Source organism: Prevotella communis (genome assembly GCF_022024115.1).
GTDB lineage: Bacteria > Bacteroidota > Bacteroidia > Bacteroidales > Bacteroidaceae > Prevotella > Prevotella communis.
The window spans coordinates 1,568,200-1,584,445 of sequence record NZ_CP091792.1 but is presented as its reverse complement, the minus strand read 5'-3'; the positions used below and the strand labels follow the sequence as shown (position 1 = coordinate 1,584,445).

The 16,246-nt window shown below is 53.8% G+C and carries 14 protein-coding genes; 8 read left to right on the top strand and 6 right to left on the bottom strand.

Going from position 1 to position 16,246, the window contains the following annotated elements; genetic code table 11:
• The first annotated feature begins 41 nt into the window (after positions 1-41).
• Both hisD and hisC read left to right on the top strand, forming a co-directional pair.
• On the top strand, positions 42-1,328 hold the full coding sequence (gene hisD / locus L6468_RS06320) for a histidinol dehydrogenase (protein ID WP_091851904.1): 1,287 nt from the start codon (positions 42-44) through the stop codon (positions 1,326-1,328).
• 43 nt (positions 1,329-1,371) lie between these two features.
• Positions 1,372-2,412, top strand: a complete 1,041-nt coding sequence (gene hisC / locus L6468_RS06315; protein WP_237796539.1) for a histidinol-phosphate transaminase — start codon at positions 1,372-1,374, stop codon at positions 2,410-2,412.
• A gap of 101 nt (positions 2,413-2,513) precedes the next feature.
• Here the strand turns inward: hisC and mutT are convergent, their stop codons facing one another.
• The 6 genes from mutT to L6468_RS06285 all read right to left on the bottom strand — a co-directional run bounded on the left by mutT (position 2,514) and on the right by L6468_RS06285 (position 7,700).
• Positions 2,514-2,897 carry an 8-oxo-dGTP diphosphatase MutT gene (gene mutT / locus L6468_RS06310; protein ID WP_255779436.1) on the bottom strand — a complete coding sequence of 128 codons (384 nt, stop codon included), beginning with the start codon at positions 2,895-2,897 and terminating at the stop codon, positions 2,514-2,516.
• Between the two features lie 491 nt (positions 2,898-3,388).
• On the bottom strand, positions 3,389-3,901 hold the full coding sequence (locus L6468_RS06305) for a hypothetical protein (protein ID WP_143005672.1): 513 nt from the start codon (positions 3,899-3,901) through the stop codon (positions 3,389-3,391).
• 642 nt (positions 3,902-4,543) lie between these two features.
• Positions 4,544-5,221, bottom strand: a complete 678-nt coding sequence (locus L6468_RS06300) for a sigma-70 family RNA polymerase sigma factor (protein ID WP_091851915.1) — start codon at positions 5,219-5,221, stop codon at positions 4,544-4,546.
• A 7-nt stretch (positions 5,222-5,228) separates the two neighbouring features.
• Positions 5,229-5,900 carry a YggS family pyridoxal phosphate-dependent enzyme gene (locus L6468_RS06295; RefSeq protein WP_237796538.1) on the bottom strand — a complete coding sequence of 224 codons (672 nt, stop codon included), beginning with the start codon at positions 5,898-5,900 and terminating at the stop codon, positions 5,229-5,231.
• 65 nt (positions 5,901-5,965) lie between these two features.
• A complete protein-coding gene (locus L6468_RS06290) occupies positions 5,966-6,451 on the bottom strand; it encodes a DUF4494 domain-containing protein (RefSeq protein ID WP_237796651.1) in 486 nt (161 codons plus the stop codon).
• Positions 6,452-6,464: 13 nt separating this feature from the next.
• Complete coding sequence (locus tag L6468_RS06285) at positions 6,465-7,700, bottom strand: protein kinase family protein (protein WP_237796537.1); 1,236 nt, start codon at positions 7,698-7,700, stop codon at positions 6,465-6,467.
• Positions 7,701-7,846: 146 nt separating this feature from the next.
• Between L6468_RS06285 and L6468_RS06280 the strand changes: the two genes are divergently transcribed.
• The 6 genes from L6468_RS06280 to L6468_RS06255 all read left to right on the top strand — a co-directional run bounded on the left by L6468_RS06280 (position 7,847) and on the right by L6468_RS06255 (position 16,219).
• Positions 7,847-9,052 (top strand): pyridoxal phosphate-dependent aminotransferase, encoded by a 1,206-nt coding sequence (locus L6468_RS06280; RefSeq protein WP_091818744.1) that lies wholly within the window; start codon positions 7,847-7,849, stop codon positions 9,050-9,052.
• Between the two features lie 41 nt (positions 9,053-9,093).
• Positions 9,094-10,329 carry an ABC transporter permease gene (locus L6468_RS06275; protein ID WP_237796536.1) on the top strand — a complete coding sequence of 412 codons (1,236 nt, stop codon included), beginning with the start codon at positions 9,094-9,096 and terminating at the stop codon, positions 10,327-10,329.
• Positions 10,330-10,454: 125 nt separating this feature from the next.
• Positions 10,455-12,110 carry an AMP-binding protein gene (locus L6468_RS06270; protein WP_237796535.1) on the top strand — a complete coding sequence of 552 codons (1,656 nt, stop codon included), beginning with the start codon at positions 10,455-10,457 and terminating at the stop codon, positions 12,108-12,110.
• Between the two features lie 13 nt (positions 12,111-12,123).
• A complete protein-coding gene (locus L6468_RS06265; RefSeq protein WP_091818747.1) occupies positions 12,124-13,785 on the top strand; it encodes an AMP-binding protein in 1,662 nt (553 codons plus the stop codon).
• Positions 13,786-13,907: 122 nt separating this feature from the next.
• The gene (locus L6468_RS06260) at positions 13,908-14,312 is read left to right on the top strand and encodes a hypothetical protein (RefSeq protein ID WP_237796534.1); all 405 of its coding nucleotides are present in this window, start codon (positions 13,908-13,910) and stop codon (positions 14,310-14,312) included.
• On the top strand, positions 14,309-16,219 hold the full coding sequence (locus L6468_RS06255; RefSeq protein WP_237796533.1) for a carbohydrate-binding domain-containing protein: 1,911 nt from the start codon (positions 14,309-14,311) through the stop codon (positions 16,217-16,219). The genes L6468_RS06260 and L6468_RS06255 overlap by 4 nt, the downstream gene beginning before the upstream one ends.
• Positions 16,220-16,246 lie beyond the last annotated feature (27 nt).

Below are 16,246 nucleotides of genomic sequence, written 5' to 3'. Positions count from 1 at the left end.
TTGGCTACCGCTTTTAAAGTGAAGAATTTGCTACCGCAGAGATGAACATTATCAAATATCCCAAACAGGAAGAATGGGCAGAAATCTGCCAGCGTCCACATCTGGACATCACACAGCTGCAGGCCACGGTCAATACCGTGCTCAGCGATGTGCGCACAAGGGGTGACGAAGCCGTGAAGGAATATGAAGAGCGCTTCGACCATGCCGTGCTCACATCCCTGGCTGTCACAGAGGCTGAAATCGACGAGGCCGAGCGCCTGGTTAGTGAGGAACTGAAAGCCGCCATCGTACTGGCCCATGAAAACATCCATCAGTTCCATGCTGCCCAGAAGTTCGAAGGCCATAAGATTCAGACGCGTGAGGGTGTGACCTGCTGGCAGAAGAGTGTCGCTATCGAGAAAGTAGGACTGTATATCCCCGGAGGCACCGCCCCACTCTTCTCTACCGTCCTCATGCTGGCCACGCCTGCCAAGATTGCCGGATGCCGTGAGATAGTACTCTGCACGCCTCCCAACCGCGAGGGCAAGGTGAATCCCGCCATCCTCGTAGCAGCCCGTGTGGCTGGCGTCAGCAAGATTTTCAAGGCTGGTGGCGTTCAGGCTATCGGCGCCATGGCCTACGGCACACAGTCTGTGCCCAAGGTCTTCAAGATATTCGGTCCTGGCAACCAGTATGTGATGGCTGCCAAGCAACAGGTATCGCTGGGCGAGGTGGCTATCGACATGCCAGCTGGTCCCAGTGAGGTATGCGTCCTGGCCGACGAGACCGCCAATCCTGCCTTCGTGGCTGCCGACCTCCTCTCACAGGCTGAGCACGGCATCGACTCCCAGGTACTGCTCATCAGCACCTCCGAGGACATGATGCAGCAGGTTCAGGCCGAGGTGGAACGCCAGCTCAACCTCCTGCCCCGTAAGGAGATAGCCCAGAAGGCACTCGAGAACAGTCGCATGGTACTTGTTGCCTCTGCCGACGAGATGATGGCGCTCTCTAACGCCTACGCGCCCGAACATCTCATTATTCAGACCAAGAACTACGACGAGATGGCTGCTCAGGTCATCAATGCCGGTAGCGTCTTCCTGGGACAGTATGCCTGCGAGAGTGCCGGCGACTATGCCAGCGGCACCAACCACACGCTGCCTACCCACGGCTATGCCACGGCCTATAGCGGCGTCAATCTCGACAGCTACTGCCGCAAGATCACCTTCCAGCACCTCAGCGAAGAGGGCGTACGCCAGATAGGTCATGCCGTAGAACTGATGGCAGGTGCCGAACAGCTGGATGCCCACAAGAATGCGATGAGCGTTCGATTGAACGCAATCGAGAAGTGAAAAGTGAAAAATTGGCTACCGCTACAACTAATTATTGAGAATTATGTTTAGTCTTGAAAAACTGACTCGAAAGAATATTTGGAATCTTGCGCCCTATAGCTGTGCGCGCAACGAGTTCTCTGGCACCACGGCCACCGTGTTCCTGGATGCCAACGAGAACCCCTACGGCATAGACAACCTGAACCGCTATCCTGACCCCCTGCAGCTGGAAGTAAAGAAGCTCATCGAGAAGGTCAAGGGCATTCCTACAGCATACACCTTCCTGGGCAATGGCAGCGATGAGGCCATCGACCTGATGTACCGTTGCTTCTGCGAACCCAAGGAAGATAATGTGGTGGCTATCGAGCCCACCTACGGCATGTACAAGGTATGTGCCGATATCAATGATGTGGAGTATCGTCCCGTATTGCTCGACGAGAACTACCAGATTACAGCCGACAAGCTCCTCGCAGCCTGCGACGCCCACACCAAGGTTATCTGGATCTGCAGCCCCAACAACCCCACCGGTAATGATATCAACCGCGACGAGATTGTGAAGGTGCTCAACGGTTTCGAAGGCATTGTCGTGGTCGACGAAGCCTATAGCGACTTCTCTGCCCAGCGCCCCCTGCGCTTCGAACTGCCCCGCTACCCCAACCTCGTGGTGCTCAACACCCTGAGCAAGGCATGGGCCTCTGCCGCTATCCGCCTGGGCATGGCTTTCGCCTCACCCGCCATCATCGACATCCTCAACAAGGTGAAGTATCCCTATAATGTCAACCTCCTCTCACAGCAGCAGGCCATCAAGGTGCTGAGCGACCCCGACGAGGTAGACCGCTGGGTACAGCTCATCATGCAGGAGCGCACCCGTATGATGCAGGCCTTCAGCCAACTGTCTATCTGCGAGAAGGTATATCCCACCAATGCCAATTTCTTCCTGACAAAGGTCACGGATGCCCAGCGCATCTACGACTACCTGGTCAGCCAGGGCATCATCGTGCGCAACCGCACCCGCGTGCAGCTCTGCAACAACTGCCTGCGCATCACCATCGGCACCCGCAACGAGAACAGCGAGCTAATAGGTGCCCTCCGTCAGTACAAATAAAATTCCCCCTCTATAACAACAAAAAGCGCACCCCTCCCGGATGCGCTTTTTTTATCTTGCATCTTCCCTCTTACATCTTCAGCCCTCAGCCATCAGACATCTTACATCTTAAGCATTTCCACCACCTTCACATCCGCTGGAAGCCAGTCGACGGTGTCCAGCTGATCCTTCGTGAGCCAGCGGGCGGCCTCATGCTCCTTTAATGTTAGTGAGCCACTCTCCACGTGACACCAAAAACAATGCATGGTGAGATGGAACTGCGGGTAATCATATTCCACGGTCTGCATCAACCGTTCCACCACGATTCTCGTTTCCAGCTCTTCCCATATCTCACGCTTCAGCGCCTCCTCAGGTGTTTCCCCAGCTTCCATCTTTCCGCCCGGGAATTCCCAACCGTCTTTATAGTCGCCATATCCTCGCTGAGTGGCAAAGATGCGACCCTCGTCATCATGCATAATTGCTGCTACAACTTCTATGTGTTTCATTATCCTACTGACCTATGTTTTGCTATATTCAACATTAATGCTGGCATTGGTGTTTTCAATCGCCATATAATTTCCATTGGCTTTGCACCGCAAAGTTACAAAAACTTTATGAGATTGTTGTAATTTCAATTGGATATTTCAAGATATTATTACCCTTTCGAAGAAAAAAAAAGGGTTGGTGAGGAAAAAGAAGGAGAATTAAAGAAAAAGAGGACAGAAAATGTAGCGGAATATCTATATAGCTGAAATCATGAAATGACCCGAGTGATTTCATGACTTGAGCTAATTCGATGAATTCACTCGAGTGAAGATTTTGGGGGTATTATGAATACATTAAACATTAAATATGAAACATTAAATTACGACTTGATATTTTTTTTGGGGGGGATAAGGAGAAACGTCGTTTCTCGATGAGCAACACGTCGTTTTTCAGACAGAGAGACGACGTATTGCTTCCTGTAATACAGGCTAACATGATGAAAGATTTTTATTTACATGCTGCATATCTCTTCCGCCATTTGGTTCAGGGCTACGCAATCGGCGCGACTGATGTGGCGCTTGGTGGCATCATAGGGCCAGGGGCTTAACAGGAGGACGCGACCTGAGGCACAGGCATCGAAAAGGGCGTCGGAGGGCTTAAAGAAATCCCGGAAGCCATTATCGAGAAGTATGATAAAAGGGCGTTGTTCGCGCAGCAGCACTTGCATCACCATCTTCTCTTGGGTAGAGATAAAAGGCGATACCATCACGACGCCTTGGCGGGCCTTCAACACGCAAGAATTCATGTAGTTGCGCAGGGACTCTGTCTCGCCATGCTCAGCTGCCGCCACCATCGCACTACGCACGTGGACGGGAGCAAAGATCTGGGCCATCAGCAGCATGGTATTTCCTACGCCATCATAGCTGCGGCCATGGATGATGATATCCCTCTGCACATGAAAGAAGCCGGGCTTCAGGCGCTTGGTGGCCAGGCGCTGAGGGTTCATCTGTACATAGCGCATCATAGTATGAAGCTGACCGCGGCGCGACAAAGGGCGGATAAAGGGCCTCTCGGTGAAGATAGGAAAGGGCCAGGTGGGGGCTTGGGGCGTTGACCCCGAATTGAATTCGGGAGGAACTGCCAAAGGACGGGAAACAGGAGAAACGGACGAAGGGCCAGACGCGGGAGGAACTGCCAAAGGACGGGAAACAGGAGAAACGGACGAAGAGCCAGACGCGGGAGAGACGGACAAGGTGTATGCCCTACCCAGTTTTTTAACGCCTTGCCAGTATCCGCGAATCACGCTGCGTATGCTTGTATCCATGACCTGGGTCACCCTAATGATGGCATGCAGATGGTCGGGCATCAGGCAAAACTGGAGGATGCGGATGGCAGGATAGTGGCGGCACATCACGTATAGCTCATCAACAACAGCATTACCCAATGCCGTGCGCTCCACACGCGCCTGGGCAGGGTCGCCGTCGGGTATCACCAACGTCCCTAACAAGGGTTCGCGCGACGGTATCGTCAGCGTGATATGATAGGTACAGATGCCACGCCAGGCTGTGCCGGGCTCTTGCCATTTCCATTTATCTTGCTCCGCCATGAGTTGATTAATTTGATTGGAGTGCAAAGAAGGCTCCCGTTTCTGGGAGCCTTTCTATGTTTACTTTCGGAATAACTTCATGTTTTTCTTCAGGCGCCGCACGGCGCGGTCGCGTATCTGGCGTACACGCTCACGCTTCAACGACATGCGCTCGGCTATCTCGGCCATAGTCTGACGCTCCTCACCAATACCGAAGTAGGCATTGACGACGACGGTCTCGCGCTCGTTGAGCGTCTGCAGCGAACGCTCGATGGCATCCTCCAGACTGGCATTATAGACACGCTGGTCGGCCTGTGGGGAGTCGGCATTGACCAGTACGGACAGCAGACTAACATTGGCCTTGGAACCCAGTGGGGCATCCACCGAACGCGTCTGTCCGTCGCGGGTGCTCTCCACACGCTGCTCGTCGCTCTCCTTGCGCACCGCCTTCTCTATCTGCTGACGGATAAAGACCACGGCATAGTTGACGAATCGCAGTCCGCGCGTGGCGTCAAACTTACGTGCAGCCTTCATCAGACCCAGGTTGCCCTCGCTGACGAGGTCTTCCATAGACAGGCCCTGTCCCTGATACTGGCGGGCAATGACAACGACGAAACGCAGGTTAGCCTCGATCAGGCGGTTCAGCGCCCGCTCGTCGCCCTGAAGGATACGAGCCGAGAGGCGGGCCTCCTGCTCTTCGGAGAGCAGTTGCTCGCGACCAATCTCGTCGAGGTATTTATTCAGTATGCTATCTTCCATTACTAATTTAATATACGCGGGGTCCGAAGATGGTGGTACCGATACGCACCATGGTGGAACCGCTTTGCACAGCGATGTGGTAGTCGTGGCTCATGCCCCAGGAGCGCTCACAGAAGGCATCGTCGGTAGCGAAATACTGCTGTTTCACCTCGTCGAAGAAACGGGCAGCCGTCTGGAACTCCTGCGCTATCTGCGCCTCGTCGTCCACATTCGAAGCCATCATCATCAGTCCGCAGATCTGGACGTGCTCCATCTGTCGCCACTCGCCATCGGCCAGCAGCTGGCGGCAGGCATCGAGGGTGAGTCCGTATTTCGTAGCCTCCTCAGCGATATGCAGTTCCAGCAGCACGCGCACCACCCTACCGGCCTTGGCAGCCTGTTTCTCGATTTCGCGCAACAGCTTCAGCGAGTCCACCGCCTCGATCATCGAGATATAAGGGGCGATATACTTCACCTTGTTGGTCTGCAGATGACCGATGAAATGCCACTCGATATCGCTGGGCAACGACTGCACCTTGCGGGACAGTTCCTGCTCGTGGCTCTCGCCAAAGACGCGCTGGCCCTCCTCGTAGGCCGCAGTAATATACTCCTCGGGGTGGAACTTACTGATAGCCACGAGCTGCACCCCCTGAGGGAGCGACTGACGCACTTCGTTTAATTTCTCTTTAACAGGATACATAAAGCGGTAGCAAATTTTTCACTTTTCACTTTTCACTTTTCACTTTTCACTTTTCACTATTCCCTTTACCCTTCGTATTCGGGTTTATCGTCCTGCTTACTGGCCTTTGCCAGGTGCTCGAAAACATCCATGAGCGTGGTCTCGTTGACGCTGACGATAGAATAGTCGATCATGGTGCCACCCATCACCTCTTCCAGGTTTTTCACGGCACCATTGAACGAACCGGCCTGAACCAGGTAGTTCACGTTAGAGCGCTTCTCCTTCTCAGTCTTCTCGTCGAGCGTGATAAACTGCAGTTTTGCCTTGTACCAGCGGTCGGCCATCTCCTGGTCGCTGAAGAAGATCTCGCCATAAGGCGCCTTCTTGATGTCGGTGACATTGAACTCACCACTGATATATGAAGACATCTCCTCGATGATACGCTCCTCGGCCTCGCTGAAGCTCAGGGCATCCACCACATAAGCCTCGGTGACCTTCTTCTGCATACCATCTTCCATTGTCTTCTCATAACGAATCTTGCATTCAAACCATGTTGCTGTTCTACTTCTCATCATTTTCTTTTATCTATTTATTATCATTTTCCTTTGCCTTGATATAGCCATGACGGCTGAGCCCCTTTTGCTTCTGCTGGGTGAGCTGCTCCACGATCTCGTGACCGATGCGGCCAGCCAGACCGTCGGGCAAGCCAGCCTCGCCAGCCAGTTCTTTTTGCACCTTGAGCAGTTCCTCGGCCATAGACTGAGAATTGGCCATGAAGGTCTTCTCAGACGACCCCATGTGTTTGCTGTTATAAACCTTCGAAAGAATCTCATCGGCAGCTTTCTGGTAACGCTTACGGTAAATCATCTCAGCCTTTTGCATCAGCGCTTCATCAGAGAGATCTATTGTATCAGCCAGAAATGCCGTATCCTCCTCCAGTTCGTCACTACTAAAGAGGTCATTAGTCTGCTGTTTAGCCGGTTCTACGAACTCTATATTGTTAGTAACCTCGGGCAGCGTGTCTACATAGATATAGACGGCCAGCAGAGAGACGAGCACGCTGGCAGCCATCAGCACGGCAGAGCGTCGCATACTGCGCTTCTGACTGATAGCCTTGTGCATCTCGTCGAGCGACTTATAGCGCTTCCTGGGCTCCTCGGCCGTGGCCTTCTTCACCACCTGCTTATACTCGAAAGGCATGGAGCCCTGCTCGTAGAGGAAAGCGATGAGCTTACCCAGGGAATAGACATCGCTGCGCCCGGTAGCCTCCTCACCGGCAAGCACCTCGGGAGCCACATAGTCCTCGGCCCCGGCAAAGAGTGCCTTCTGGTCGGTCATGGCCTTATAGAACGAGCCATGGGAGAGCAGGAAGGGATGATTGTCGCTCTTGCGCACAAAGATATTGTTGGGCGCATAGCAGAGCTGGAACACGCCCTCCTCATTGAGCTTGGCACCAAACTCAATCAGCGGTTTCACGATGCTGTCCACAAACCCCTTGCCGGCCAGGGCAGCGGGATTCTGGTCGAGGAGAGATGCCAGCGTCAGGAACTGTCCCTGCTCCAGTTCGAGTTCATAGAGCTGGTCATTGCTGTCCTGATGCACCTCGTAGTGGAGCTGCTGCTTGCCACGCTGGCGCACAGACCACTGCTGTTCCTGCTTCAGGGCTTCGCAGAACACGATACTGTCGGTCAGCTCCGGTCTTAACTCAATGACATAGCGGTATTTACCATCCACCTGACGGCGATAGTAACTGCCCAGCGGGGTTGACTCACGGTGGGGTTTCTGTCCTTCCTGAACATTCAGCATTTCCTCGAAATTCATATGATGTGCGCTTTATTTTGACGTGCAAAAATACGCATAAAATCCGAAATGAGCAAGCAAAAGCCGTTTTTTTCAGATTTATTTGTTGTTATGTCGGAAGAAAATCGTATCTTTGCACGCAATTATAAAAATAGCACATAAACAAGATGCCAGAAATATCAGTACGAGGACTGGAGATGCCAGAGTCGCCAATCAGAAAATTGGCTCCGCTGGCTGTTGCCGCAAAGAAACGCGGAACGAAGGTGTATCACCTGAACATTGGTCAGCCCGACCTGCCCACACCGCAGGTGGGACTGGATGCGTTGAAGCAGATAGACCGTTCTATCTTGGAGTACTCACCATCGCAGGGCTATCAGAGCTACCGCGAGAAACTGGTGGGCTACTACGCGAAATACAACATCAACGTCACGGCCGATGATATCATCATTACCAGCGGCGGTAGTGAGGCGGTGCTCTTCGCGTTCCTGTCGTGCCTGAATCCTGGCGACGAGATTATCGTGCCAGAGCCTGCCTATGCCAACTATATGGCCTTCGCCATCTCGGCCGGTGCCAAGATACGCACCATCGCCACGACGATTGAGGAAGGCTTCTCGCTGCCCAAGGTGGAGAAGTTTGAGGAGCTGATCAACGAGCGCACACGTGCCATCATGATCTGCAACCCCAACAACCCCACGGGCTACCTGTACACCCGCCGCGAGATGAACCAGATACGCGACCTGGTGAAGAAATACGACCTGTATCTCTTCTCTGACGAGGTGTATCGCGAGTATATCTACACCGGTTCGCCCTATATCTCGGCCTGTCACCTGGAGGGCATCGAGCAGAACGTGATCCTGATTGACTCCGTGTCGAAGCGCTACTCTGAGTGCGGTATCCGTATCGGTGCGCTGATCACTAAGAATAAAGAGGTACGCGCAGCCGTGATGAAATTCTGTCAGGCCCGCCTCTCTCCCCCACTCATCGGACAGATTGTGGCCGAGGCATCGCTGGATGCACCCGAGGACTACTATCGCGACGTGTATGATGAGTACGTGGAGCGCCGTAAGTGCCTGATTGACGGACTGAACCGTATTCCCGGCGTCTATTCGCCTATCCCCATGGGCGCTTTCTATACCGTGGCCAAACTGCCTGTTGACGATGCGGAGAAGTTCTGCCGCTGGTGCCTGTCGGAATTTGAGTACGAAGGACAGACGGTGATGATGGCTCCCGCAGCCGGTTTCTACACCACGCCAGGCGCAGGCATCAACCAGGTGCGTATAGCCTACGTGCTGAAGAAGGAGGACCTGATGAAGGCACTCGTGGTGCTGCAGAAGGCTCTGGAGGCTTATCCGGGGAGGGTCATGGAAAAGTAAAAGTGAAGAGTGAAAAGTGAAAAATCGGCTACCGCTGTAGAGTGAACTTCCCATTATTCATAGCCAAGAGAATTTATAGCGACAAGGGCGACCGCCGCAAGGTGAGCCGCCCGGCTATTCGTATAGCTACCATCGGCGTGGCCATAGGACTGGCTGTGATGATTATCACGGTGAGCGTGGTGCTGGGCTTCAAACATGCCATCCGCGAAAAGGTGGCAGGCTTCGGCAGTCATATACAGGTGTACAACGTGCAGGCTACGGGCTACCCCATCTGCATCAATGACAGTACGCTGGCGGCCTACGAGGCGGTAGAGGGCGTGCGCCATGCGGAGCGCTTCGCCATGACGCAGGGCATCCTGAAGACCGACGAGGACTTCCTGGGCGTGATGCTGAAAGGTATCGGACAGGAATACGACACGACCTTTATCAGCGAGAACCTGGTAGAGGGAACGCTGCCGCAGTTCTCGGACAAAAAGACCAAATATCCGCTGGTCATCTCGAAGAGCATCGCCAAGAAACTCCGCGTGAAGACGGGCGACAAGCTGTTTGCCTACTTCATAGGCCAGGACGACGTGCGCGCACGCCGGTTCACCATCTGCGGCATCTACCAGACCAACATGAAGCGCTTTGACGACCAGATATGCCTGACGGACCTGTACGTGACGCAGCGGCTCAACGGATGGGACAGTCTGCAATGCTCGGGTGCCGAGTTGCTGGTCAACGACTTTGAACAGCTGAAGCCTACGAACATGAACGTGCTGCGCGCGCTGAAGGGACAAACCGACCGCGACGGCAACACCAGCGTGAGCTACAGCATCACGGAGGTGTATCCGCAGGTGTTCTCCTGGCTGGAACTGCTGGATGTCAACGTGTGGATTATCCTGGGACTCATGGTCTCGCTGGCTGGATTCACCATGATCAGCGGCCTCCTTATTATTATATTGGAACGCACGCAGATGATTGGCATCCTGAAGGCACTGGGCGCAGGCAACGGCAGCATCATCAGTACTTTCATGTACTATGGCATCATGATTACCGGGCGCGGCATGCTGTGGGGCAACGTGCTGGGCATAGGACTGGTACTGCTACAGCAATACACGGGCATCATCACGCTCGACGCCCAGACATACTATGTGAGTGAGGCACCCATGGAACTGAATCCGCTGCTGATTCTACTCATCAATCTGCAGACAATCATGTCGTGCGCCGTGGTACTTCTGCTGCCCTGTATTCTGATACTTTTCATCCATCCGGCACGCTCGATGCACTACGAATAATTCGAAAAGTTGCGCATATTAGTCTATTTTTCCTTAATTAACAAAAACGTCTAAAAAATTGCACGATTTTTTTTGAAATGTGCAAAAAATATCGTACCTTTGCACAAAATTTTGAAAATTGTGCAATGAGCTCAAATATTAGCTTCAACAAGTATATTTACGACGCCATCATCAACAACTGGGACGCTGATGCCTTGACTGATTTTCAGGGACAGACGTTGCAGTTTCACGACGTAGCCCGTAAAATAGAAAAACTTCACATCGTCTTTGAGAACTGTGGCATTGAGAAAGGAGACAAGATTGCCATCTGCGGACGTAACTCTGCCCACTGGGCCGTGACCTTCCTGGCAACCCTGACCTACGGAGCCGTGGTAGTACCCATCCTCCATGAATTCAATGCCGAGCAGATCCATAACATCGTGAACCACTCTGGCGCCAAGGCCCTCTTCGTGGGCGACTTCGTGGCCAAGGAGATTGACCCTGAGCAGATGCCCGCACTTGAAGGTATCGTGTTCCTGCCCGATTTCTCATTGATGGTATCACGTTCTGAGAAACTGACGTATGCCCGCGAGCATCTGAACATGATGTTTGGCGAGAAGTATCCCAAGGCTTTCAGGAAAGAGCACGTACGCTATCACGAGGATTCGCCCGAGGAACTGGCGCTGATCAACTATACCAGCGGTACCACGGGATTCTCGAAGGGCGTGATGATTCCCTATCGCGCCATCATGGGCAACCTGACCTTCTGTCTGCGCCATCTGGGTGCGGTAGTGAAGGCCGGCGACCCCATGCTCGACATCCTGCCCATGGCCCACATGTATGGTCTGGCCATCGAGTTTGTGTTCGGTTTCTGCAACGGTTGTCACCTGTTCTTCCTCAACCGCCTGCCATCGCCCACGCTGATTGCCCAGGCCTTCACGGAGGTACGCCCTACCCTGGTGGTATCGGTACCCCTGATTATCGAGAAGATTATCCGCAAGAAGGTGTTCCCCATCATACAGACCAACAAGATGAAACTGCTGATGGCCATGCCTATCGTATCCACGAAGGTGAAGAACCGCATCTGTCAGCAGGTGTACGAGGCCTTCGGCGGCCGCGCCTACGAGGTCATCGTGGGTGGTGCGCCCCTGTCGAAAGAGGTGGAGCAGTTCCTGATGAGCATCGGATTCCCCATCACCGTGGGCTATGGAGCCACGGAGTGTGCCCCGCTGATCAGCTATCGCGACCATAAGGAGTTTGCCGCCAGCTCATGCGGCTGTCCGGTGGACGACATGGAGGTGCGCATCCTGAGCGACGACCCGCAGAACATCCCCGGCGAGATTATCACACGCGGCAAGCACGTGATGCTGGGCTACTACAAGAACGAGGAAGCCACGCAGCAGGTCATCGACAAGGACGGCTGGTATCACACGGGCGACCTGGGTACGATGGATGAGAAGCAGAACATCTTTATCCGCGGACGTATCAAGAACATGCTGCTGGGTGCCAGCGGACAGAATATCTATCCTGAGGAGATTGAGGATAAGCTGAACTCCATGCCGATGATTGCAGAGAGTCTGGTGGTGCAGGACGGCGACAAGCTGGTGGCAATGATCTATCCCGATCAGGACGAGGTGGTGAACTTCTCACAGGAGGAACTGGAGGCCGTGATGGACCAGAACCGCGAGAACCTGAACGCCCAGTTGCCTGCCTACAGTCGCATCAGCCGCATCGTGCTGCGCGACGAGGAGTTCCAGAAGACACCTAAGAAGAGCATCAAGCGTTATCTTTATCATGCATAAACAAATCTAAGATATGGAAACAATACCAAGTTTTAATAAACTCATACAGGAAAGTATCATCGCCAACTGGGATGCAGATGCGCTGACCGACTATAAGGGACAGACATTGCAGTTCCACGACGTAGCCAGAAAGATAGAGAAGGTGCACATCCTTTTCGAGAACTCAGGCGTACAGAAAGGTGACAAGATTGCACTCTGCGGACGAAACAGCAGCCAGTGGGCTGTGGCTTTCATCGCCACGCTGACCTACGGTGCCGTTGCCGTGCCCATCCTGCACGAATTCATGCCCGAGCAGATTCATAATATCGTGAACCACTCTGATGCGAAGCTGCTCTTTGCCGGCGACTATGTGGCTGGCATCATCGACCCTGAGCAGATGCCTCACCTGGAGGGCATCATCCGCAATACGGACTACTCGCTCATCGTGTCGCGCTCGGAGAAGCTGACCTATGCCCGCGAGAACCTGAACGCCCTCTATGGACAGAAGTATCCTAAATACTTCCGTCAGGAGCATATCAACTATTACATCGAGCAGAGTCCTGACGAGCTGGCCCTGATCAACTATACCAGCGGTACCACAGGCTTCTCAAAGGGTGTGATGATTCCCTACCGTGCGCTGTGGTCGAACTACGACTTTGCATGCAACGTGCTGGGCTCTACGATCAAGAAGGGTGATAACATCATCTCGATTCTGCCCATGGCGCATATGTATGGCATGGCCTTCGAATTCCTGTTCGAATTCCTGCATGGCTGCCACGTGTTCTACCTGAACCGCACCCCGTCGCCTGCCATCATCGCGCAGGCCTTTGCCGAGGTGAAGCCGAAGATTATCATCGCCGTGCCCCTGGTTATCGAGAAGATTATCCGCAAGAAGGTGTTCCCCAAGATTCAGAACAACCGCATGCGCCTGCTCCTGCAGATGCCTATCATCTCTATGAAGGTTCGCGAGATGATCTGCAAGGAGGTGCTCAAGGCCTTTGGCGACAATGTATACGAGGTGATTATCGGTGGTGCTGCCTTCAACCAGGAGGTGGAGCAGTTCATGCACCGCATCAACTTCCCCTACACGGTGGGCTATGGTGCCACGGAGTGTGCCCCGATTATCTGCTACAGCGACTGGCACTCGTTCGTGCCCGGCTCTTGCGGACGTTCGGTAATCCACATGGAGGTGAAGATCGACTCTCCCGATCCTGCTACGATTCCTGGCGAAATCCTGGCCCGCGGCCTGAACGTGATGCTGGGCTACTACAAGAACGAGGAGGCTACGGCAGAGACCATCGACAAGGACGGCTGGTATCACACGGGCGACCTGGGTACGATGGATGTCAACGGCAACGTATTCATCAACGGACGTTCGAAGAACATGCTGCTGGGTGCCAACGGACAGAATATCTATCCTGAGGAGATTGAGGACAAGCTGAACTCTATGGCCATGGTGGTAGAGAGCATCGTGGTGCAGCGCGACACCAAGCTGGTGGCACTGGTACACCCCGACCTCGACGAGGCCAAGAACATGGGCTTCACGATGGACGACCTCGCTGGTATCATGGAGCAGAACCGTAACACGCTGAACGAGGCGCTGCCTGCCTACGAGAAGATTTCGGAGATTGAAATCCACGAGGAGGAGTTTGCCAAGACACCTAAGAAGAGTATCAAGCGCTACCTCTACAAGTAAGGAAGCCTACTTTTCGCTGATTATATCAGACTGTTTGCTTAAAAAGTTTGGTCTTTAGACTGGGAAAGACTAACTTTGCAGGCAAACAGTCTTTTTTTGATAACATCAAAACGAACACAAAAATGAGGAAACTGGTTCTAACCACCCTGATAACACTGGGCACACTCCAGGCGCAGGCCTATGACTACCCGTATCTGGTATTCCAGAATACGGAGGGCACGACGACGGTCCTCGCCGTGGAGCAGCTCTCTATCACAATCAGCAACGGACAACTCGTGGCCACGAATGCCGACGGCACACAGTCGTTGCCGCTGACCGACCTCAGCAAAATGTACTTCACCCAACAGGCCGACCTGACCGGCATCAGTAATGCCGGCACGCAGGAGGAAGAGGTTGTGGAGATCTTTACTACTGGAGGAGTCAAACTTGGTAAGTATCTGAATGTCAACGAAGCAAAGATTTCTCTTAAACCCGGGCTTTATATCCTGAAGAGCAAGCAGAAATCCTTTAAGATAGTGGTAAAATGAAGAAGATATATAGCCTCATCACAGCCCTGGTACTCACTATCGCAGTACAGGCTCAGACGCTGAACGTGGTATCGGGCGGCGTCACGTATCAGTTTCCCGCGGAGAAAGCCGGCGAGATGAACTACGCCAGCGGGACCACGCTGACCATCATGGACAAGGCGTTCGCTGTCGGCGATATCAGCAGGATGTATATTGATGCCACGGAAGTGACGGACAACAGCGTCAGGATTACCTACGACGGCACGACGGCAAGCGTCAGCATCGCCGGCAATATCGCCGCCTATGTCAGCGCATCGGTCAATGGCGGGCACGTCAGCATCAGTCAGGCCAACACGGCCGACATCGATGGCGACGAGATAACGTATATCCTCAAAGGCAGTACCGAAAACGGATCGCTGACCCTCGACGGCGCCTATAAATGTACGGTACAGTTGGCCGGCATCACGATGACCAACCCCAGCGGGGCTGCCATCACCATCAACAACAAGAAGCGCATCCAGCTCAGCGTGAAGAAGGATACGGAGAATACGCTCACCGACGGGGCCAGCGGCGACCAGAAAGCATGTATATACAGCAAGGGACAACTGCAACTGCAGGGCAACGGCACGCTGAATATCTACGGCAAGACGGCGCATGCCCTGAAGAGTGGCGACTATATCACCATCAAGAACCTGACGCTGAATATCCTCTCGGCCGTGAAGGACGGTATCTCGTGCAACAAGTATTTCCAGATGAAGAGTGGCAGCGTCAGCATCAGCGGCGTGGGCGACGACGGCATCAACGTGGACCTGGAGGAAGACGATGAGACGACAGCCCAGACAGAGGATCATGAGGACGAGAACTCGGGCACGCTGTATGTGGACGGTGGCACGCTGGTCATCAACAACAGTGCGGCACCCACCATCGAGAATGGCGAGGTGAAGGGTGCCAAGGGCATGAAGGCGCTCTGCATGGCCCTGAATGCGGGCGATATCACCATCAACATGAGCGGTAACGCCTCGAAGGCTATCCGTTGCGGCGACGGCACAGAGACGACAAGCGGTGGCAACAACTGGGGATGGGGCGGTCCCGGCGGCATGGGCGGAAGTACGAAGTGGACGGACGTCACGGGTTCCTACACCCAGGGCAAGCCCGACGGTACCGGTCCGAAGCTGACCATCCGTCAGACGGGTTCTACCTACAGTTCCTCATCGGCCAAGGGCATCAAGGCTATCTGTGCGGTGACCATCTATGGCGGCGAGACGGATATCTACACGAAATCAGACGGAAGTGAAGGTCTGGAGTCAAAGACCAGCATCGATATTCAGGGCGGCAAGCACTATTTCCAGTGCTACGACGACTGTATCAACTCTACAGGAAAGATTATGTTCAACGGCGGCGTCACGGTGTGCTACTCCAACGGTAACGATGCCGTAGACTCCAACGCAGGCACCACGGGGGCCATCACCATCGGCAACGGCGTGGCCTTTGCCTACACCACCAAGGGTGATCCCGAGGAAGGCTTCGACTGTGACAACAACTCGTATATCCAAATTACGGGTACGGGCATCGGCATCAGCGCCGGCGGCAGTCAGGGCGGAGGCGGCGGTCGCGGCAGTTCAAGTGGCAACACCATCTCGAACGCCAAACAAGGCTATGCCTTTGTCACCAGCACCATCAGTTACACGAAGGGTCGCTACTACACCCTGGCAGATGCCTCGGGCAACAACCTCGTGACCTACAGTTTTGATGGGTCCTGTAGCAGCAAGCTGGCGCTGTTCACGGCTACGGGAATGGTCAAGGGCTCCACATACAACGTGAAATACAGTACCACGGAACCTACCGATGCCACCACAGCTTGGCACGGCCTGTATCTGGGGGCCACACATCAGGGAACATCTAGTGTCGCTTCAATAACTGCCAAATAATTTATGACGTCTGCAAAGGCAGACAGC